At 69.8% G+C, this 20,559-nt stretch carries 11 protein-coding genes; 10 read left to right on the top strand and 1 reads right to left on the bottom strand.

Annotated features, from left to right (window positions below; all coding sequences use genetic code 11):
* Window positions 1–48 precede the first annotated feature (48 nt).
* Window positions 49–549, top strand: coding sequence for a winged helix-turn-helix domain-containing protein (locus ACWCP6_RS25280; protein WP_450934824.1), 501 nt, complete (start codon window positions 49–51; stop codon window positions 547–549).
* A 251-nt stretch (window positions 550–800) separates the two neighbouring features.
* On the opposite strand, the gene ACWCP6_RS25275 is transcribed toward ACWCP6_RS25280, so the two are convergent.
* Window positions 801–1,520 carry a tryptophan 2,3-dioxygenase family protein gene (locus ACWCP6_RS25275; RefSeq protein ID WP_450934823.1) on the bottom strand — a complete coding sequence of 240 codons (720 nt, stop codon included), beginning with the start codon at window positions 1,518–1,520 and terminating at the stop codon, window positions 801–803.
* Between the two features lie 435 nt (window positions 1,521–1,955).
* Here ACWCP6_RS25275 and ACWCP6_RS25270 point away from each other — a divergent pair, with 435 nt between their 5' ends.
* The 9 genes from ACWCP6_RS25270 to ACWCP6_RS25230 all read left to right on the top strand — a co-directional run bounded on the left by ACWCP6_RS25270 (window position 1,956) and on the right by ACWCP6_RS25230 (window position 20,466).
* Window positions 1,956–3,737, top strand: a complete 1,782-nt coding sequence (locus ACWCP6_RS25270; protein WP_450934822.1) for a non-ribosomal peptide synthetase — start codon at window positions 1,956–1,958, stop codon at window positions 3,735–3,737.
* Window positions 3,738–3,821: 84 nt separating this feature from the next.
* Window positions 3,822–8,420 (top strand): amino acid adenylation domain-containing protein, encoded by a 4,599-nt coding sequence (locus ACWCP6_RS25265; RefSeq protein WP_450934821.1) that lies wholly within the window; start codon window positions 3,822–3,824, stop codon window positions 8,418–8,420.
* On the top strand, window positions 8,417–12,769 hold the full coding sequence (locus ACWCP6_RS25260; RefSeq protein ID WP_450934820.1) for an amino acid adenylation domain-containing protein: 4,353 nt from the start codon (window positions 8,417–8,419) through the stop codon (window positions 12,767–12,769). The genes ACWCP6_RS25265 and ACWCP6_RS25260 overlap by 4 nt, the downstream gene beginning before the upstream one ends.
* Window positions 12,770–13,212: 443 nt before the next feature.
* Window positions 13,213–14,973 carry an ABC transporter ATP-binding protein gene (locus ACWCP6_RS25255; RefSeq protein ID WP_450934862.1) on the top strand — a complete coding sequence of 587 codons (1,761 nt, stop codon included), beginning with the start codon at window positions 13,213–13,215 and terminating at the stop codon, window positions 14,971–14,973.
* Entirely contained in the window at window positions 14,970–16,685 is a 1,716-nt protein-coding gene (locus ACWCP6_RS25250; RefSeq protein ID WP_450934819.1) for an ABC transporter ATP-binding protein, read from the top strand. The genes ACWCP6_RS25255 and ACWCP6_RS25250 overlap by 4 nt, the downstream gene beginning before the upstream one ends.
* Window positions 16,686–16,691: 6 nt before the next feature.
* Window positions 16,692–17,492, top strand: coding sequence for a thioesterase II family protein (locus ACWCP6_RS25245; RefSeq protein ID WP_450934818.1), 801 nt, complete (start codon window positions 16,692–16,694; stop codon window positions 17,490–17,492).
* Between the two features lie 105 nt (window positions 17,493–17,597).
* On the top strand, window positions 17,598–18,212 hold the full coding sequence (locus tag ACWCP6_RS25240) for an MptD family putative ECF transporter S component (RefSeq protein ID WP_450934817.1): 615 nt from the start codon (window positions 17,598–17,600) through the stop codon (window positions 18,210–18,212).
* Between the two features lie 5 nt (window positions 18,213–18,217).
* A complete protein-coding gene (locus ACWCP6_RS25235; protein ID WP_450934816.1) occupies window positions 18,218–18,988 on the top strand; it encodes an energy-coupling factor transporter transmembrane component T in 771 nt (256 codons plus the stop codon).
* Window positions 18,985–20,466: an ABC transporter ATP-binding protein gene (locus ACWCP6_RS25230; protein ID WP_450934815.1), complete on the top strand. Its 1,482-nt coding sequence runs from the start codon at window positions 18,985–18,987 to the stop codon at window positions 20,464–20,466. The genes ACWCP6_RS25235 and ACWCP6_RS25230 overlap by 4 nt, the downstream gene beginning before the upstream one ends.
* Window positions 20,467–20,559 lie beyond the last annotated feature (93 nt).

Here is a 20,559-nt window from a genome sequence, read left to right as displayed (position 1 = left end):
GGGTCCTGCATCTCGATTCCGACGGAAACAATTCCATGGGGGATACCTGTGAAGGTAGATGTGAAGAATCGGGTCAAGTTTGTCCGCTGGCCTGCGGAGAGCGAGATCCGTGAGCAATGCAAGGTCCGGGGGCATCTGTGTCTTCTGGTGGTCGAGCACGGCGCTTCCCCGCCGGAGCATTTAAGCCTCCATGAGGATTGGGTGCGTCCACCTATTGTTCAGGAGGATCTCCAGGCCCGAGTGCGTCAGTTGGCGGCTCGGGCTGTTCTCAAGTCGAAGCCCGTGCTTGACCCGGCAGGAGTCCTCTACTTCAAGGACTCGTCCGTCACCCTCTCCCTGACGCAATGTGAGATGTTGGCACCACTGGTGGCGCGATATGGTCAGATAACTTACCGAACTGAATTGCGCGAAATTCTCGAACGCTCCGGTTCCAGCTCGTCCAGTAACGCACTGGACCTGCACGTGATGCGATTACGCCGGCGTCTGAACGTCGTTGGGCTTGCAGTGCGGAATGTCTGGGGGCGCGGTTTCGTCCTCGAACCCTTCTAGCGTGCTGACGGATCGTCCTGGCCCGCATCCAGGGCCGGACGGTCGACCCGGAGGCGGTAACGCCCGACGGCCGGAGGACTTGGTCTCCCCGGGGCGCCGCCGCCTCGTGGAACACCGGTTCGAGGGTTGGCCGACGAGCCGTGGCCGGGCCGGCCTCGCGGACGGCGACGACGCGGTCGAGCAGCCGACCGTGAAGACCTCGGAGCCGACGCCCCTCAGGGCGATGCCCACCGGTCGACACGGCCGATGGGTCACGACGTCGCGACGCTGAGACCGATGTGCACCTGGCTGCGCAGCTCACGCAGCTCCGGGAACGGAAGAGTGCAGCGGCTGACCAAGTGGTCGGCTCCCAGCGTGCCGCCGGTTCCCGCATGGTTGCCCATCGCCTTCGTGATGAGGCTGATATGACCCACCTGCCAGCGCCAATAGCCGTTGCCGACGTCGAGCAGCGCTTCGATGATCCGGTAGTGGACGTCCGCATCGATGCCCCGCCGGGCAAGATCGGAAACGGTGTGCCCCGACCTGGCCACCCACGCGGCGAACGACTCGTACAGCGGGCCGTCGTGCTCGGCGTTGCCGACGAGGTGTGCCAACCGGTGGAACTGTTCCGACTGCGCACCACTCGCTGTTCCGAGCAGCTGCCGGAACAGGGCGAAGTCGCGCAGGGGCAACCGGTCGAGAGCGGTCAACTGACTCTGCAGGAGGCCGACGAGTTCCGCAGCACGATGCAGGAGATCGACGATCCACTCCGCGTTCGACGTGTCGTCCGTCGTCGTGAACACATCGATGACGGCTTCCAAATCGGCGATGATCTGCCTGAGCCAGAGTTCGCTCGCCTGGTGCGCGATGATGAAGAACTGCTCCGACAGCACAGTGGACTTCATGGCAGCGGATCCGGCGGCACGCGGCTTCTGGAGGGACAGCAAAGTATCCAGCTCGAGGTAGTTCTGATAGTTCAGTTCATCGGTCACTTTGATTCCCTCTCTCCGTGACGAACTCGAGCGTATGGTGCGCCCCACGGTCAGCACGGAAGATTCTGCGCAGAAGGCGATGGCCGGACTCGCGGAGTCGCCCCTGATCGCCCGTGGTCCGGGGCATCCAAACCGCTGCCGCATCGAACCGGTCGGGCGGCGGAGCAGCGTTGTCGGGCACTGCCTCATGATGGGGTGATCAGCCGCCTCGTGAGCTTTGGGAGAAAGAGTTCTTTCGCGGCTCGGTCGGCGGGCGGGGCCCCGTGTCATCGTCGATGACTGTCACCCTGCACGATGGCTGTCCCCGTGGGCGTCCCATGCCGACGATCGGTGACCCCGATATACGAAACGCGGGCAGAACGCGGCGGGTTGCCATGCTCGCGAACCCCTTTCGCATCAATCATGCTGGAACTCTGTGTCGGAGGCGGAGCGGAGTTGAACACTGTTTCGGATTTATTCGAGTCCATGGTTGCCAAGTCGGGTGGCAGTCCGTCGGTCATTTTCGGAGACACCGCCGTCGACTATGCGGAGTTGAACGCGACCGCGAACCGACTCGCCAGGCGACTCATCGCGGCAGGCGTGGGGCCGGACTCGCTGGTCGCGGTCGCGGTGCCACGGTCGACCCGACTGATCGTCGCCGTGCTCGCCGTCCTGAAGGCGGGCGGCGCGTACCTGCCGCTGGACCCGAGTTACCCGGCCGAGCGCCTGACGCACATGGTCCTGGACGCCCGGCCGGTCCTGTTGCTGCGCACCGAAAGCGTCACCTCACTGCATCTGGACGTACCGGAGGTGGTGCTCGACGACCCGCTCTTCGAGGCCGCGTCCGAGGAGGAGCGCAGCGACAACATCGCCGCGGACGAGCGGCTGGCGCCGCTGACGCCGGCCCATCTGATGTATGTCATCTACACCTCCGGTTCGACCGGCGTCCCCAAGGGCGTCGCGGTCGGTCACGCCGGCGTGACCGACCTGGTCTCGACTCAGGCCAGGCTGTACGGGGTCGGCCCCGGCGACCGTGTCCTGCAGTGGGCGTCCTTCAGTTTCGATGCCTGGTTCTGGGACTTCGCGCTGGCACTCCTGCACGGCGCCACACTCGTGATGGCCGAGCAGCACGCACTGCTGCCGGGAGAGTCGCTGCGCGAGACCCTGCTGAAGTACGACATCAACCATGCGGTCCTGCCGCCGGTGGCACTGGGCATCACCGACAGCGAGGACCTGCTGCTCGGCGGGACGATCACCTCCACCGGGGACGTCTGCACCCGGTCCCTGGCCGAGGAGTGGTCCAGGGGCAGGCGCCTCTTCAACGCCTATGGCCCGACCGAGGTGACCGTCGGTGCGTCGATCGGCGGACCGGTCGACGGCGTCCAGGAAGAGGTGACCATCGGGTCGCCTTGGGACGGCGGCGCGGTGTACGTGCTCGACGAGCGTCTCCAGGACCTCCGCAACGGCCAGGAGGGCGAACTGTTCCTGGCAGGCAGCGGAGTGGCCCGCGGCTACCTGAACCGTCCTGGCCTCACCGCGACTCGGTTCGTCGCCGATCCCTACGGCCCGCCCGGAAGCAGGATGTACCGATCGGGCGACCGGGGCAGGCACGAGGCCGACGGCGAGCTCTTCTTCACCGGCCGGATCGACCATCAGGTGAAGGTCCGTGGTTTCCGCATCGAACTCGGAGAGATCGAAGCGCGACTGGAAAGTCACCCGGCGGTGGAGATCGTCGTCGCAGCCGTCGGTGGTGACGATGTCGCCACCGAGCACATCGTTGCCTACGTCAAGACTTCGGCACGGCACGACGTCTCCGAAACGGAGTTGCGGGAGTACGCTCGCCGCGCACTTCCTGAGCACATGGTTCCATCGAATGTGATCGTGCTCGAGAAATTCCCGACGCTGCTGAACGGAAAGGTCGATCGCAAGGCGCTCGCCGAGCGTGCACTTCGCACTACGGCCGACACGGACGACGTATCACCGCATGCCGTGTCCGACGCCCACGACACGAAGTCCTACGAGCAGATTCTGTGCGGCATGGTCAGGGAGACGCTGAAGATCGAAGAAGCGACTCCGCAGGACAACTTCTTCGAACTGGGCGGCCACTCGGTGCTCGTTGCGAAACTCGCAAGCCGGATACGCAAGGAGCTCGGTGTGATCATGCCGATGCGATCGATGTTCGAGGCCGGGAGCCTGGCCGAACTCGCGCAGATCATGGAGCAGGCCGAGCGCGTCTGACGTTGTTGTCCGAATGCGTCTATGTCCGGCCATTGGCCCGGGTGACGACGTTGTGGAGTCGATAGCCTGCAAGGGAGCTTGGAAATGTCATCGGAGAATGTCGACCGCGGCGCAGGGAATGTCGCCGGTTCGAGCGCCGGCATGGACCGGGAGGCCCTGCGCCGTGTGGTCTCCGACCTGCTGGGCATCGAGTTGACCACGGCGGACGACGAGAGCAACCTCTTCGAACTCGGATTGCAGTCGCTCGAGATGATGCGACTGGCGAACCGGCTCAGCCGTGCCGGCTCCGAGATCAAGTTCGCGCAGCTGTCCGACGACCCGCGGCTGTCGGCATGGTTCGACCTGCTCACTCCCGGCGCGGGCGCAGCGCCGGTACCACAGTCGCCACGTCCCGAGGCGGAGCACGGCGACCTCGCGGACCGGCCCTTCCCGCTCACGGCGGTGCAGCAGGCCTATCTGATCGGCCGTGCCGACGACCAGCCGCTGGGCGGCGTCAGCTGTCACGCCTACCTGGAATTCGATGTGGCACAGCTGGACCCGCAACGCCTCGAGAGGGCCGTCCGCGCCCTGATCGAACGGCACCCCATGCTGCGAGTGGCGTTCGCCGATGACGCGACGCAGCACGTCATGCCGGAATCGTCATGGCCGGGCGTGACCGTCCACGACTTTCGCGATCTCGCGGGCGAGAGGGCCGCGACAGCGGCACTGGCTCTTCGCGACCGGCTGTCGCACCGACGTCTGGACGTCGACCGGGGAGAGGTCATCGACGTCCAGCTGACCCGGCTTCCCAATGCGCAGGACCGGCTCCATTTCAATGTCGATCTACTGGCCGCCGACCTTGCCAGCATCCGCGTGCTGCTCGCCGATCTGGCCGTCCTGTACGACAACCCCGGTGGCCTCGACGAACTCACCTACACCTTCGGCCGATATCTGGCGGCTCAGGACGGGGTTCTCGGTCCGGAACGCGAACGGGCACGCGCGTACTGGCAGCAGAGGCTGCCGTCGCTGCCGGGAGGGCCGAAGCTGCCGCTGGCCGTCGATCCCGAGGCGGTCACCGTCCCACGGTTCGTCCGCCGCTCCTGCGGGCTCACGGCGGACGAGTGGCACATCATGGAGCGGCGGGCGGCCGAGGCAGGTCTGACGCCCTCGGTGGTCCTGGCCACGGCGTTCGCCCTGATTCTGGGCCGGTGGAGCAGCGACGAGCACTTCCTGCTCAATCTGCCGCTGTTCGACCGCGACCTCGACGCGCACGCCCAGATCAACCGCATCGTGGCCGACTTCACGGGGCTGGTGCTCGTCGAGGTCGAGCTGTCCGGGGGCAGCTTCGCCGACTGCGCTCGCGCCATGCAGAAGCAGATGCACGAGGACATCGGCCACTCCGCGTACTCCGGCGTCGACGTGTTGCGCGACTTCATCCGCGCCGATCTGGATGCGCCCCGCACGGCGCCGGTCGTGTTCGCCTGCGACCTGTCGGCACCGCTGGTCCCGGACGGGTTCGCGTCCCGCTTCGGCGAGGCGACGTGGATGATCTCCCAGACCCCGCAGATCTGGCTCGACCATCAGGTCTACCGCACCCGTGACGGTGGTGTGCTGCTGGTGTGGGACGCCGTCGAGGAGCTCTTCCCGGCCGGTGTGCTGGACGCGATGATGTCGGCCTACGAGGTGGTGGTCCGGGGCCTGCTCACCGGTGAGTGGGAGACCGCACTGCCGGACATACCCCTGCCCGCCGCGCAGCAGCTGCAACGGGTGGCGGTCAATTCGGAAACCCGCGCGGTGACCGGAAACCTTCTGCACACGGCGTTCTTCGAGCGAGCCGGTGCACGGGCGGGGGAGCCCGCCCTGCTGTGGGGCGAGGAGGAGGTGCTGGCCCACGACGAGCTGGCGCGGCGCGCCCTGGGCATCGCCGGAGCGCTGGCGCGGCGCGGCATCGGACGTGGCTCGTACGTCGCGGTGACCGCCCCGAAGGGCGCCCAGCAGATCGCAGCCGTGCTCGGAGTCCTCGCGGCGGGCGCCGCGTATGTGCCGATCGGCGTGGACCAGCCGGCCGAGCGGCGCTCCCGGATCCTCGAACTCAGCGGCGCCGGGCTGGTCCTGGACGGCAGCGGGCTCGTGGACTCGGCGGATGCCGGTATCGAGGTACTGACGATCGATGAGGCGATGCTCGCGCCACCGCTGAGCGCACCGGTGGCCGCCGACCCCGGCGACACCGCCTACGTGATCTTCACCTCGGGCTCGACGGGCCTGCCCAAGGGGGTCGAGATCAGCCACCGCGCCGCGGTCAACACCGTTGAGGACGTCAATGAGCGGTTCGGAATCGGGTCCGGCGACCGGGTGTTGGCGGTGTCAGCGCTCGATTTCGACCTCTCGGTGTGGGATGTCTTCGGGTTCCTCGCCGTGGGTGGCGGCGTCGTACTGGTGCCGGAGTCCGGCCGGCGCGATGCCACCGAGTGGCTGGCGCTGTGCCGACGGCATGCGGTGACCGTCTGGAACACCGTCCCGGCCCTGCTCGACATGCTGCTGACCGCCGCCGACGAGTCTCCTCTCCCCGAGACGATGCGTTTGGCACTGCTGTCCGGCGACTGGATCGGGCTCGATCTGCCCGAGCGACTGGCTCGCTCGTCGAGCGGCCGGTGCCGGCTGATCGCACTCGGCGGCGCCACCGAGGCCGCCATCTGGTCGAACGCGTACGAGGTCGCCGCGGTACCGGACGGCTGGCGATCGATCCCGTACGGAAAGCCCCTGCGGAACCAGAAGTTCCGTGTGGTGGACGGCCGCGGCCGGGACTGTCCCGACTGGGTGCCCGGCGAGCTCTGGATCGGCGGTACCGGTGTCGCTCTCGGCTATCGGGGCGATCCGGAGCTGACCGCGGCACGCTTCCCCCGGCAGGACGGCGAGCGCTGGTACCGCACCGGCGATCTCGGCCGCTACCGGCCCGACGGCAACCTGGAGTTCCTCGGGCGCCTCGATCACCAGGTGAAGATCAACGGCTTCCGGGTCGAGCTGGGGGAGATCGAAGCCTGTCTCCAGGCGCATCATGCGGTTGCGCAGGCCGTGGCCGTTCCGTTCACCGAAGGGCGTCGCGAACTGGTCGCCGCAGTGGTCGAGCGCTCGTCGGCGCCGGACCGGGGCCGGGAGGACACGGATCGTACGGCCGGGTTCGGGCATCGGAACAGCGGATTCCTGCCGCCGGCAACCGAGGGCGCGTCGGAGTCGGATCCGCGTCTGCACGAGCACCGGCTGGTGGAGGTGCTGCTGGCGAGCGTCGTCGCACCGCTCATCGGGCCCGACGGCGCGTCGGTGCGGTCCACGTCCGTCTGCGCCGAACAGCGCCCTGTGGTGGACATCTGGCTCGAGTACCTCGCACAACGCTCCGTGCTGGTACGGCGCGCCGATGCGGCATACGAGCACGGCCCCCGATGGGGCGACGTCACGGATCCGACCCGGATCGAACAGGTGCGTGAAGCCACCCGTGGCACGTGTCTCGAGGCCGTCGGAACCGCACTGGAATGGGGCGGGCCGCTCTTCGCAGGCATCGTGTCCGGCGAGGCCGACGCCACCGCACTGCTGGACGATCCGGTACTGGCTCCAGAGGCTCTCAACGACCTGATGCCGGAGACCGCCGACTGCCTCGGGGCCTTGGCGCACGACCTGCGGGCGCGTACCGGCGACGCGGAGCCGCCGGCCGTCGCGGAGTGGGACGTGGTCGGCGGACGGGGCACCGCGAGGTTGCTCACGGAACTGGCCTCGGACACGGTCGAGTACACGCTGCTCGGCTCCTCGAGGCCGGCACTGGCCGGGGCCGAGGCGCTGCTCCAGCAGCACGGGCACGAAACGCACAGCGCGGTGCAGGGCGCTGCCGCGATCGCCGTGCAGCACGTCCACGCATTCGACGCCGTCGTGGCGAACAACGTGCTGCACCGGATGCCGGACCCCGAGGTGGCCGTGGCCACCATGGCTCTGCTGCTCGCGCCGGGTGGACGCCTCTACCTGCTCGAACGCGCCCACCCGACGCCACTCGCCCTGGTGACCGCGTTGCCGCTGGAGGCACGCGCGGGGCGGTTCGACGAGGGCCGGGCGGTCTCCGCCTGGCTGTACGGCCGCGAGCGATGGACACAAGCCTGCGCCGAGGCCGGGTTGACCGACGTCCGCGTCCTGCGCAGCGACGGCACCGGCGCATTCCTGCTGGCCGCGGACCGGCCCCGGACGGCTCGCGGGGTCGTCGGGGACGAGGTGCGCCGATGGATGGCGGACCGGCTGCCCGAACACATGGTTCCCGCCCACCTCGCCGTGCTGCCCGCGCTGCCGCTCAGCGCCAATGGGAAGGTCGACCGCCGACGGATCCGGGCAGTGCTGGAACAGGCTGTCGACCGGCCCCGAGACGTGGGTGATCCGCCGCGGGGCGCCACCGAGACGTTCGTCGCCGAACGGTGGACGAAGCTGCTCGGACTGGACTCGGTGGGCCGGGACGAGAACTTCTTCCGGCTCGGCGGTGACAGCCTGCTCGCGACGCGCTTCGTCTCCGAGGTGCGCGGGGCATGGGGCGTCGAACTGCCCATGCGCGAGGTCATGCGCACACCGACCGTCGCAGGCCTGAGCGTGCTGATCGAGCAGCTGGGTTCCGCCGACGGCGAGCGGCCGATCGACAGCTGGGACAACGGCGACTGCGAAGAAGGTGCGGTGTGAACGCCAACGATCTGTTCGACGAGTTCCGCAACGCCGGGATCCGTCTGTGGCGTGAGGGGCAGCAGCTGCGATTCCGCGCTCCCCGCGGTGTGATGACCGACCGGCGCCTTGCGGATCTGCGCCGCTGGAAGGCGGAGCTGCTCGCCATCGTGGACGCGGGCGACGCGGGCCCGACGGCGGGGTGGCCGCACGGCGATCCGGTGTGGCAGGCCCGGCCCGAGGCGCGTGAACAGCCCTTCCCGTTGACCGACATCCAGTCGGCCTACCTGTTCGGCCGCAACGCCGCCTTCGACTACGGCGGCGTGTCCTGCCATGTCTATCTGGAGTTCGCGTATCCGGCAGATCTGGATCCGGACCGGCTCCAGCAGGCGTGGGACGGTCTCGTGCGGCGCCACGACACCCTGCGGACGGTGATCTCCGAGGACGGCACACAGCGTGTGCTGCCCGTGCTGCGGGACACCCGCATCGAGGTCGCCGATCTGCGCGGAGCGCCCGGGGAGACCGTCGACAAGGCGATCGCCGGAGTCCGCGACGAGCTGTCCCACAAGGTGCACCCCGCGGGTGAGCGCCCCATGTACGAGCTGCGCCTGACCCTGGCCACCGAGCGCAGCGTGCTGCATGTGTCGGTGGACTTCATGGCTCTGGACTGGCTCAGCATGCAGCAGGTGCTGTCCGAGCTGGATCGTCGCTACCGCCGGCCGGACTGCGAACTCGCCCCGGTGGACGCCACCTTCCGGGACTATGTGCTCGCCGAGCGCCGGCTGCGCGACACCGAGGCGTACGCGCGCGACCGTGCGTACTGGTGGGATCGTATCGACGAGCTGCCCGGTGCGCCGGCGCTGCCGGTGCGCGACGACCACGATCCGGCTACGACGCCACCGCGCTTCCGCCGCCTGACGGCGACGCTGAGCAACCGCGTGTGGCAGTCGCTCAAGGCGCGCGCCGGCGAGCACGGCATCACGCCGGCCAATGCGGTGCTGGCGGCCTACGCGGAGACGATCGGGCGCTGGAGCGACGTCGAGCGATTCTGTCTGGGTCTGCCCGTGCTCAACCGGATGCCGCTGCATCCGCATGTGGACCGGCTGCTGGGCGACTTCACCTCGCTGAGCCTGCTTGCCGTCGAGGGCGCGGGCAGGACGAGCTTCGCCGACCGGGCCCGCGCCCTGGGCGAGCGGGTCTTCGAAGACCTCGATCACCGGCTGTACAGCGGTGTGGAGGTGCTGCGCGAGCTCGCCCGGCGCCGTGGGCGCGAGGCGGCGGTGCTGCCGGTGGTGTTCACCGGCAGCATCGGCGTCGGGGGCGACACGGTGTCGGCGGCGGGCCGGACCGCACGACCGGTGTACGGCATCAGCCAGACCCCGCAGGTGTGGATCGACTGCCAGGTGGGCGACCAGTTCGGTGGCCTGGACATGAACTGGGACGTGCGCGAGGGGATCTTCCCCGACGGCATGGTCGACGACATGTTCGCCGCGTTCGAGGGGCTCCTGCACCGGCTGGCCGAGTACGACGAGCCGTGGGCGGCGGCGGATCCGCAGCCGTTGCCCGGTCGGCAGCGCGCCGTCCGGACGGCGGTGAACGCGACGGAGGCGCCGGCGCCGGACTCCCTTCTGCACGAGCCGCTCGTGGCCTACGCGCGCGCGTTCCCCGACCGGGTCGCGGTCGTCGACCCCGTCGGGTCGCTGACCTACGGGCAATGGCTGGGGCGCGCCGCCGGGGTGGCCGAGCAGTTGCGGACGGCAGGATGCCGCCCCGGTGACTTCGTCGGCGTCCTGATCGACAAATGCCGGGACCAGGCCGTCGGGGTGCTCGGTGTGCTGCTCGCAGGCGGGGTGTACGTTCCGGTCGACCTCGGCCAGCCCAGGAGCCGTCGGGACCGGATCCTCACGGACAGCGGTGCCAAGTTCGCGGTCGTCGCCGACGCCGCGGCCGGCGCGCTGCCGCCCGGTGTCCGGGCGGTGGACGTGGCCGGTGTGCAGCCGATCCCGGTGGCCGAGATTCCCGACGGCCCTTCGGTGGCGTCCGGGGAACTCGCCTACGTCATGCACACCTCGGGTTCGACGGGCGTACCCAAGGGGGTGATGATCAGCCACCACGCCGCCGCCAACACGGTGCACGACATCAACCGGCGCTTCGACGTCGGCGACTGCGATCGGGTCCTGGGGCTGGCGGCGCTGAGCTTCGACCTGTCCGTCTACGATCTGTTCGGCCCGCCGGCCGTCGGCGCCACCCTGGTGCTGCCGGACCCCACGCGCCGCGGCGATCCCTCGCACTGGGCGGCGATGGTGGCCACGCACGGTGTGACGCTGTGGAACTCGGTCCCCGCGCAGCTGCAGATGCTGATGCACTATCTGGACGTCGAACCCGCCGAACTCGCCGGCCTGCGGGTGGCGCTGCTGTCGGGCGACTGGATTCCGCTGTCGCTGCCCGGTCACGCCGGACGGCATCTGCCCGCCACCGAGCTGGTCAGTCTGGGGGGAGCGACGGAGGCGGCGATCTGGTCGATTCACCATCGCATCCAGGGGGTCGAACCGCACTGGCGGAGCATTCCGTACGGAACTCCGCTGGTGAACCAGCGATTTCACGTGCTCGATACGGCGCTGCGCGATCGGCCCGACCTGGTCGTCGGCGAGCTGTACATCGCGGGTGTCGGTCTGGCGGAGGGCTATCTCAACGACCGCGAGCGGACGGCGGAGCGTTTCATCCGGCACCCGGAGACGGCGGAGCGGCTCTACCGCACGGGTGACCTCGGCCGCTACCTGCCGAACGGCGAGATCGAATTCGTCGGCCGCGCGGACCAGCAGGTCAAGATCCGCGGACACCGGATCGAACTCGGCGAAGTCGAGGCGGTGCTCGGCGAACACCCGATGGTGGGTACCTGCGTGGTGCTGGCGGCGGGCAGCGACGCGTTCGAGCGGGCACTGATCGCCTTCGTGATACCGCGGCAACAACCCGGGTCCGTCGATCCCGCGGAGCTCGTCGGGTGGGTGGCCGAACGACTGCCGTCGCACATGGTTCCGGCGCGGGTGCGGATCGTCGACACGCTGCCGCTGACACCCAACGGAAAGGTCGACCGCAAGCGGCTTCTCGAGTCGGCCCCGGCGCCCAGTGCGCCCCCGGGCGAGCCCTCCGAGCCGCCGCGCCCGGGTGTCGAACAACAGCTCGCACAGCTGTGGGCCGATGTACTCGGCGGCGAACTGCCCAGTCGTGAACTGGGGTTCTTCGACGCCGGCGGTAACTCGCTGCTGGCGGCGCAGTTCGTCGGGCAGGTGCGCGAACGCATCCCCGAGGCCGCACGGGCCACCTTCGACGTGCTGCTGCGCGCTCTGCTGGACGCACCGACGGTCGCCGGTCTGGCCCGGTGGCTGGAGTCCGGCGCTGCGTCGGTGCAGGCCCCGGGGACGACCGAAGCGATCCGGCGGTCGTCACTGGTCCCGCCGGCCGGATCGGGGCAGGGGCCGGTGCGGCTGCTCGTGCACGACGGATCGGGAACCCTGGCGCCGCACCGGGCGCTGATCGCCGGACTCGCCGCGGACGCCACGGTGTCGGGGCTCGCCGTATCCGACAGCGATCGCTACCTCGGCCTCGCCGTGCCGGACCTCGTCGAGGAGGTGGCCGTCGGCTATGCACGCGAGGTGCAGGCCGCGGGATACGACGACGTCGACATCATCGGCTACTGCCTGGGCGGCCCGATCGCACTGGAACTGGCCCGGGCCCTGAGCGAGGCGAACGTGACGGTGCGGCGGCTGACCCTGGTGTCCGGTTACCGCATTCCGTATCTGCTGCACGACGAACTCATGCTGGACTACGTCTTCGCACGGGCGATGGGTGCCGACCCGGCGGCCCTCGGCTGGCCCGCCGACGAGGCGGCGGTCGGCCGGGCGCTCGCGACCGCGCTGGCCGGCTCCCCGGCAGCCCTGGCGGAGGGCGCCATCGGACGACTGGCGGGCGACGAGCAGCTGGAATCGGTCGCCGAGCGGTTCCGTGCCCTCGGGCAGCGGGACGCCACCGAACGGCGAGCGGAACTGCACCGCGCCCTCGCCGACGCGGACCCGGCGCGGGGCGACTGCGGGCGGGTCGCGGAGATGCACACCGTTTTCGCGCGGACGGCCGAGGCGGTGGCGCGGTACGAGCCGCAACCGTATGCAGGGGACATCACCTTCCTCCGCCCGGCGGAGCCCGGGCACCTCATCCCCGGCCTGAAGGACGACACGACCCGTTTCTGGCGCGAGGTGTGCCTGGGCGACATGACGGTGGCCGACATTCCGGGCGACCACTTCAGCTGTCTCCGGCCGCCGCACGTGACGCGGATGACGGACGTGCTCACGGTGCCGCGGCAGGAGCGCCGATGAGTCGCGCTGCGTAGGGCCGTGCCCGACCGGGCGGGAGCCCTGCACGAGGTGCCGGTGTGCGGGGCGCCGGCCACACCGGACGAGCTGCGCGAGCGTGTCCAGGGGCGTGAAGGCGCTGCGCGGCGGCCGACGCCGTCCGACCCTCGCCCGTGCCCGGAAGGAGCCGGCCGCGCCCCTCTGCTGTCCCGAGGTGGCCGGCCCCCGACTGCCCGGACCCGTTGGGGCGCGCCGGTCCCGGAGGTCGCCGGGCCTCCGGGCGGCTGTGGGAGCGATGTCCGAAAGCTGTGCCGTTCCGGTTGGTGGCCCATCGGGCCCGTCCGGGGTACAGTAATATCGGAACGCGTTTCTAAATTGATGGGAGACCGATGAGCACCATCGACCCAGCCGAGGTGAGGGAGCGGTCCGCGCCGTTATCGGATGCCGATTCCACGGCGAAACCGGGCTTGCGACGGCTGCTGCGCCCCTATGTCCGTCGATTCGCGGCCGTCGTGATCCTCCAGGTGATCGGCGCCATCGCGGGACTGGCGCCGCTGCTGGCCGTCGTCGAGCTGGGGCGCACTCTGCTGGCGCGCGGCCCGATCGACCGCGGTCATGTCTGGACCGTCGTGGTCGCGGGTGCGGTCGGCCTGTTCGTCCGACTGCTGTTCACGGCCGCGTCGTCCGGGATCGGACACATCGTCGACGGCCAGGTGCAGCTGACGTTCCGCCGCCAACTGGCCGCGCAGCTGGGGCGCGTCCCGATCGGCTGGTTCTCCCGGCGCCGGACCGGTGAGCTGGCGAAGGTGGTGGGGGAGGACGTCAGTGCCGTGCACCCGTTCATCGCCCACACCCCCGGCGAGCTCGTCTCGGCATTCGTGGTTCCGCTGGCGTCGCTGATCTACCTGTTCACCATCGACTGGCGGCTCACACTGATCACGCTGGTACCGGTGGTGCTGGCCATGGCGCTGGTGCCCCTGATGATGACCCCGACGCGGGTGCGCGAGCAGGAGGAGTTCGACGGGGCCATGGGGCGGATCTCGAGCTCCGTCGTCGAGTTCGTGCAGGGGATCTCGGTGGTCAAGGCGTTCGGCGGATCCGGGCGCGCCCACCGCAAGTTCATCACCGCCGCCGACGATTTCGTCGGCACCTTTCACCGGTGGGTGCACGGCATCTCCCGGATCGCCGCGGGCATGCAGCTCGTGCTCTCGCCGCCGTTCGTCCTGCTGGTCGTGCTGATCGGCGGCGCGACTCTGATCACGAACGGCGACATGGCCCCGGCCGACCTGCTGCCCTTCCTGCTGCTGGGACTGGGCCTGACCGCTCCGGTGGCGGCGCTCGGGCACGGCTTCGACGAGATGCAGGCCGCCGGTCGCGCGGTCGGCCGGATCCGGGACGTGCTCGAGGTGGAGTCGCTGCCCGAGCCTGCGCACCCGGCCGCGCCGCAGGGCCACCGGGTGGAGCTGCGTGACGTCCGCTTCGGCTACGAGGCCGACCGCGAGGTGCTGAGCGGGATCGACCTGGTGCTCGAGCCGGGGACGGTCACCGCGATCGTCGGGCCGTCGGGAAGCGGAAAGTCCACGCTGGTCCAGCTGTTGCCGCGGTTCTTCGACCCGACCCACGGTTCGGTCGTCCTCGGCGGTGTCGATCTGCGCGAGCTGGGCAGCCGGGAGCTCTACCAGACGGTCTCCTTCGTCTTCCAGGACGTCCGGCTGCTGCGCGCGTCGATCGCGGACAACATCGCGCTCGCGGTACCGCATGCCGACCTCGACGACGTGGTGCGCGCCGCCCGGCTGGCGAATATTCATGACCGAATCCTTGAACTGCCCCGCGGATACGAGTCGGTGGTCGGTGAGGACGCCGGACTGTCCGGCGGCGAGGAACAGCGCATCTCCCTCGCACGCGCGCTGCTCGCCAATACGCCCGTACTCGTGCTCGACGAGGCGACCGCCTTCGCCGACCCGCAGACCGAACAGGCGGTCCGCCGGGCCCTGGCGACGCTGGGGGGCGATCGCACGATTCTGGTCATCGCCCATCGCCTGGAGACGATCGCCGACGCCGACACCGTCGTGATGCTGGAGAACGGGTCGATCGTCGAGCGCGGCAGCCCCGCCGAACTGCTGGCGCGGAACGGAAGGTTCGCGGCGTTCTGGCAATCCCACCGATCGGCGGTCGCCGATGAGGTCGAAGCCCACGGTGGCGTACTGCAAGGAGACGAGCCCCGATGATTCGAATGCTGCTGAGCGTGCTGGGACGCGAGTACGCCCAGCCGTTACGACGCACCGTGGCCCTGATGACGACGACCGCGGTGGCCGAGGGTCTGTCCTACGCACTGCTGGTTCCGGTGCTGCGGGCACTGTTCGGGAGCACACCCGATGACGCCTGGCCCTGGCTGATCGGGTTCGGGGTCGCGTTCGCGGTCTATGCGGCGCTGCGCTACGTCAGCGATCTGTCCGGCTTCCATGTCGGGACCTCGCTGTTGCGTGGCATGTACCACCGATTCGGCGACCATCTGGCCCGGTTGCCCATCGGCTGGTACAACGCAACCCGCCTCGGAGAGGTGTCGGTTCTGGCCAGTCGCGGCATCCTCCAGGCGATGAGCGTGATCGCGCACCTGCTGGCACCGTTCATCTCCGCATCCGTGACTCCCCTGACCATCCTTGTCGTGATGCTCGTCCTCAACTGGCAGCTGGGGCTGGCCGCGTTGGTCGCCGTACCGATCGTGGCGGCGATCCAGATCTGGACGGGACGCTCGACGGCCGCCAACGACGCGGAGCGCGCCGAACGCGACCACGAGGCGACCGGGCGGGTCATCGAATACCTCCAGGTCCAGCCGGTGCTGCGGGCCGGCGGCCGGACCGCCGAACGCTTCCGGCTGCTCGACGACTCGCTGCAGGAGGTCGAGCGCGCGTCCCGCCGCTCCACGCTGTCGGCGCTGCCCGGCGCAGTGGGCCTGACGCTCACGGTGCAGTCGATGTTCACCGTGCTGCTGGCCCTGGGGGCCTACCTGGCGCTCGGCGGTGACATCGGTGTGGCGGAGGTCCTGACGATCCTGGTGCTGGCCGCACGCAGCGCGGATCCGCTGCTGTCGCTGACGGACATCGGCGGCAAACTCCGCGGGGCGCGCAACGTGCTGGCGAGCCTGGACGCGGTGCTGCGGACCGAGCCGCTGCCGGAAGCCGCCGAGCCGGTGCGGCCGGAACGCCACGACCTGGAGTTCGAGTCCGTCACCTTCCGGCACGGCGACCGCACGGTGGTCGACGACGTGTCGTTGTCGGTTCCGGAAGGACAGCGGCTCGCCGTCGTCGGACCGTCGGGTGCGGGAAAGAGCACCCTGCTGCAGCTGCTCCCGCGGTTCTACGACGTGGATTCCGGCGCGGTGCGCGTGGGAGGTGTGGACGTACGCGCGATCGACCCGGAGGTGTTGATGGCGCAGATCGCCATCGTCTTCCAGAACGTCTATCTCTTCGACGGCACGATCGAGGAGAACGTGCGCCTCGGCCGTCCCGACGCCACCGAGGCCGAAGTGCGGGCGGCAGCGACCGCGGCACGGCTGGACGAGGTGATCGAGCGACTGCCCGGCGGATGGGCGGCGAATGTCGGCGAGGGCGGCGCACTGCTGTCGGGCGGTGAGCGCCAGCGCGTCTCCATCGCGCGAGCGCTGCTGAAGAACGCGCCCATCGTGCTGCTGGACGAGGTGACCTCCGCACTGGATCCGGTGAACGAGGCGGCCGTCCACGAGGGAATCGAGCGCCTGATGGCGGGCCGGACGGTGGTGATGGTCGCGCACCGGATGCGTACCGTCCGACGCGCCGATCGTGTCGTCTTCCTGGACGACGGCCGGATCGTGGAGGAGGGCAGCCACGACGCGCTGCTGAGCCGCGGCGGCCGCTACGCCGATTTCTGGAACATCTCCATGGCACCGGCAGCGAGGGAATAGGCCGCAATGTCTGTCGATCCTTCGTCGAGGGACACTCGCGCCGGCGCGATCCGCCGCCTCGCGCCGCGGCCGTACGCCCGAGCCCGCGTGCTGTTGTTTCCGCACGGCGGCGGCAGCGCGAGCCACTACCGGTCGTGGGCCGCGGCCGCACCCTGGGACATCGAGTTCCTGGCCGTTCAGTATCCGGGCCGGGAGGACCGCTACTCCGAACCGGTGCCGGCGGACATACAGGGCCTTGCCACCTCATTGGCGGCCGATCTGCCGGAGGACGGGCCGCCACTTCCGACCGTGGTGTTCGGGCACAGCATGGGGGCCCTCGTCGCCTACGAGTTCGCCCGCCGTCTCTCGGCGGCGGGCGAACCGCCGAAGCGACTGGTCGTGTCGGGGCATCCCGCCCCGACGCTGACACGGCCGGGCCGGGTACATCTCGGCAGCGACGACGAGCTGGTCCAGGAACTGCGCCGCACCGAGGCGACGCACCGCGACCTCCTCGACAACTCCTCGCTCGTCCAGGCATTCCTGCCCGTCATCAGGGGCGACTACCGGCTGAGCGAGACCTATCGGCCCCTGCCCGGTGCGCGGCTGCACATCCCGGTCACGGTGCTGTACGGCGACCGCGACTCCGAGATCCATCCGTGGGAAGCCGAGGAGTGGCGCGAGGTCACCGACGGCTCGTGCGAGTTCCGCACCTTCGAGGGCGGTCACTTCTACCTGGAGGAGCACCGCGAGCCGGTCGTCGAACTCCTCACGGCACACGCACGTACGGCGTCCGACGCGGCGGCGGTCCCGTGGCCGTCCGCTCCGTGATCGCCCGCCGACCGGACAGGACGACGCCGCCGGCCCGTGGGGCCCGGCGTCGTCCGGTCGGCAGTCCGCACACATTCCTACAGCCCAGACGAGGACAGTGACACCGTGACCGTCGAAGTCGCCGAACACCGCATCGATGTCCGGATGAGCCCGAGGGATCTCATCAATATCGGAGTCTTCGGTGCGCTCTACATCGTGACGGTGGGGGTATTCAACCTGCTCGAATTCATCAATCCGGTGATGACGCTGGTGACCAGCGCGCTCAGCATCATCGGGGCCGGCGTGCCGTTCATGCTGTTCCTCACCCGGGTGCGGCACGCCGGCATGGTCACCGTGTTCGCCGTCATCGTGAGCGGCTTCATGCTGCTCATCGGCAGTCCGGCCATCGCTTTCGGCATCGGGGTGGCGGCGGCGCTGGTCGCCGAGGTGCTGCTGTATCTCGGCCGCTACCGCTCGCGGCAGCTGAGCGTGCTCGCCTATGCCGTGTTCAGCACCTGGTTCGCGGGGCTGTTCCTGCCGATGTTCTATGCCCGCGCGGACTTCCTGTCCAGCCCGTACATGAAGGAGATGGGCGCGGACTACGTGGCGCAGCTGGACACGCTGCTCTCACCGGCCGTGCTGATCGCGTTCGACCTGTCGACGCTGGTGTTCGGCCTGATCGGCGGTGCGCTGGGTCTTCGGCTGCTGGACAAGCACTTCCGGAAAGCCGGGCTGGTGTGACCGGCATGACCGGCACCAGTCAGCAACTGCGCCCGCTCGCCCTGGACGAGGCCGGCCCCGCCGCGCCCGATGGGACCGCCGTACGGTCGGCGCTCGACCCACGCACCGCCGTGGTGATCCTGCTGGCCACGAGCATCACCATCATGGCGCCCGGCGGAGTGTGGTTCGTTCCGGCGGCCCTGACCGCCGGTGTCCTGCTGGCGCTCTCCGAGCGGGCATGGCAGCGCGCGATCGGACTGCCGGTCGCCGCGGGGGCGGCCGGCGCGGTGACCTATCTGCTGCCGCTGGCCGCCCCGTGGCCGGCGCTCGGCCTGGTCGGGGCCATGGGCGGGTTCGGGCTGCGCATGGTCGCCGTGGGAGGCGTAGCCGCACACCTGATCCGGACCATCTCGCCGACCCGGTTGACCGCCGCGCTGCGGGCGGCGCGGGTACCGTCGGCGTTCACCGTGTCCGGTGCGGTGCTCCTGCGGTTCGTGCCCACCATCGTCGCCGAGGCGCGGGCGGTGCGCGACGCCATGCGGCTGCGCGGGCTCGGCGGCTGGTTGGCGATGCTGCGGCACCCCGTCCGCGCCATCGAGTACTTCACGGTACCGCTCATGGCGTCGAGTCTGCGTGCGGCGGAGGATCTTTCGGCGTCGGCGCTGCTCCGCGGGCTGGGCTCGCAAGCGCGGCCGACGTCGATGCACCCGCCGCGGTTCGGCCCCGCCGACGCGGTGGCCGTGGTCATGGTGGCGCTCCTCGCGTCGGCGACACTGCTGTGGAGGTCCGGGCGATGATCCGTCTGAAGGATGTCCGGTGGGTGTATCAGGGCGGTGACACCGCCGTACTCGACGGGCTGGACCTGCACGTCCGGCGCGGCGAGACGGTGGTGGTGTGCGGGCCGAGCGGATCGGGCAAGAGCTCGGCGCTGCGGCTGATGAACGGCCTCATCCCGCACTTCCACGAGGGGACCCTTGACGGGGAGGTCCGCGTCGACGGGGAACCGATCACCGATCTCGCGCAGGTCGGGCGGGTGACGGGGACGGTGCTGCAGCATCCGCGGCGCCAGTTCTTCACCGATGCCATCGACACCGAACTCGCCTTCGCGCTGGAGAATTTCGGTGCACCGTCGCAGTGCATCCGGGACCGTGTCGGCGAGGTCATGGCAGAGTTCGGGCTGACCGTGCTCTCCGGTCGGTTGCGGGAGCTGTCGGGCGGTCAGCAGCAGCGGGTGGCGTGCGCGGCAGCCGTCACGCACGGGCCGCCCCTGGTTCTGCTGGACGAACCCACCTCCAACCTGTCTCCGGAAGGCATCGTGGATCTCACCGCGATACTGCGTCACCTCCGGGAACTGGGCGCGACCCTTGTCATCGCCGAACACCGCCTGCACTACCTGCGCGAGCTCGCCGACCGCATCGTGGTGCTCCAGGACGGGCGCGTCGCACGGGAGTGGACCAGAGCCGATTTCGCCGGTCTGACCGAGGAGATCCTGCGCGGGGAGGGACTGCGCAGCCTCGACGCACCCGAAAGAACCCGAGTGGCACCGGCTTTCGCGCACGGTCCCAGCGTCGGGCCGGGAGGAACCCGACCCCGGGAAACGGCGTGGGCGGGCAAGGCCGGTGAGAAGGCCGCCGTCGCAGCGGCTCCCGGGCAGGACGCGGACGGTGGCGGTGTCGTTCTGCGCGGGATTCGCTGCGCGTTCCGCGGCCGCCCTGCGCTCGACATCGAGGAGGCGCATCTGCCCGCCGGTGCCATCACCGCCGTCACCGGCCCCAATGGCGCGGGCAAGAGCACCCTGGCCCGGATCCTCGCCGGGCTGCAACGCCACGCCGGCGAGGTGCTGCTCGACGGCCGCCCGCTGTCCCGCGCACGGCGTCAGCGCGAGTCCGCGATCGTCATGCAGGATGTGCAGCGGCAGCTGTTCACCGACAGCGTCACCGCCGAACTGCGCCTCGGTGCGGTTCCGGACCAGGCGCAACACGCCGCCACGGTGCTCGCCGATCTCGACCTGGACGGTTTCGGCGAGCGGCATCCACTGTCGCTGTCCGGCGGCCAGCAGCAGCGTCTGGTCGTCGCCACGGCCCGCCTGAGCGGCCGTCGCATCGTCATCTTCGACGAGCCCAGCTCCGGTGTGGACCGCCGCCACCTGCAGTCGATGACGCGGAACATGCGTGACGTCGCCGAGGGCGGTGCGGTGGTCGTCCTCATCAGCCATGACGCCGACCTGCTCGCCCTCGCCGCGGACCAGGAGCTGCGCCTGCGCCCGATCCGGTGACTGCGCAGCCGCTGGTCGGCAGAAGGGCGATGGCGGTCCCGGACCGGCGGACCTCCCTTGGGGGGCGAGCGGGACCGCCGCAGGCTTTGTGGA

The organism is Streptomyces sp. NPDC002004 (assembly GCF_053593975.1).
This window is presented reverse-complemented; position numbering and strand designations above follow the sequence as displayed.

Bases quoted from the DNA above. Each gene is read 5' to 3' on its own strand.
- ACWCP6_RS25265 (WP_450934821.1), top strand. From the start codon at position 3,822: ATGTCATCGGAGAATGTCGACCGCGGCGCAGGGAATGTCGCCGGTTCG.
- ACWCP6_RS25245 (WP_450934818.1), top strand. From the start codon at position 16,692: ATGTCTGTCGATCCTTCGTCGAGGGACACTCGCGCCGGCGCGATCCGC.
- ACWCP6_RS25250 (WP_450934819.1), top strand. From the start codon at position 14,970: ATGATTCGAATGCTGCTGAGCGTGCTGGGACGCGAGTACGCCCAGCCG.
- ACWCP6_RS25235 (WP_450934816.1), top strand. From the start codon at position 18,218: ATGACCGGCACCAGTCAGCAACTGCGCCCGCTCGCCCTGGACGAGGCC.
- ACWCP6_RS25230 (WP_450934815.1), top strand. From the start codon at position 18,985: ATGATCCGTCTGAAGGATGTCCGGTGGGTGTATCAGGGCGGTGACACC.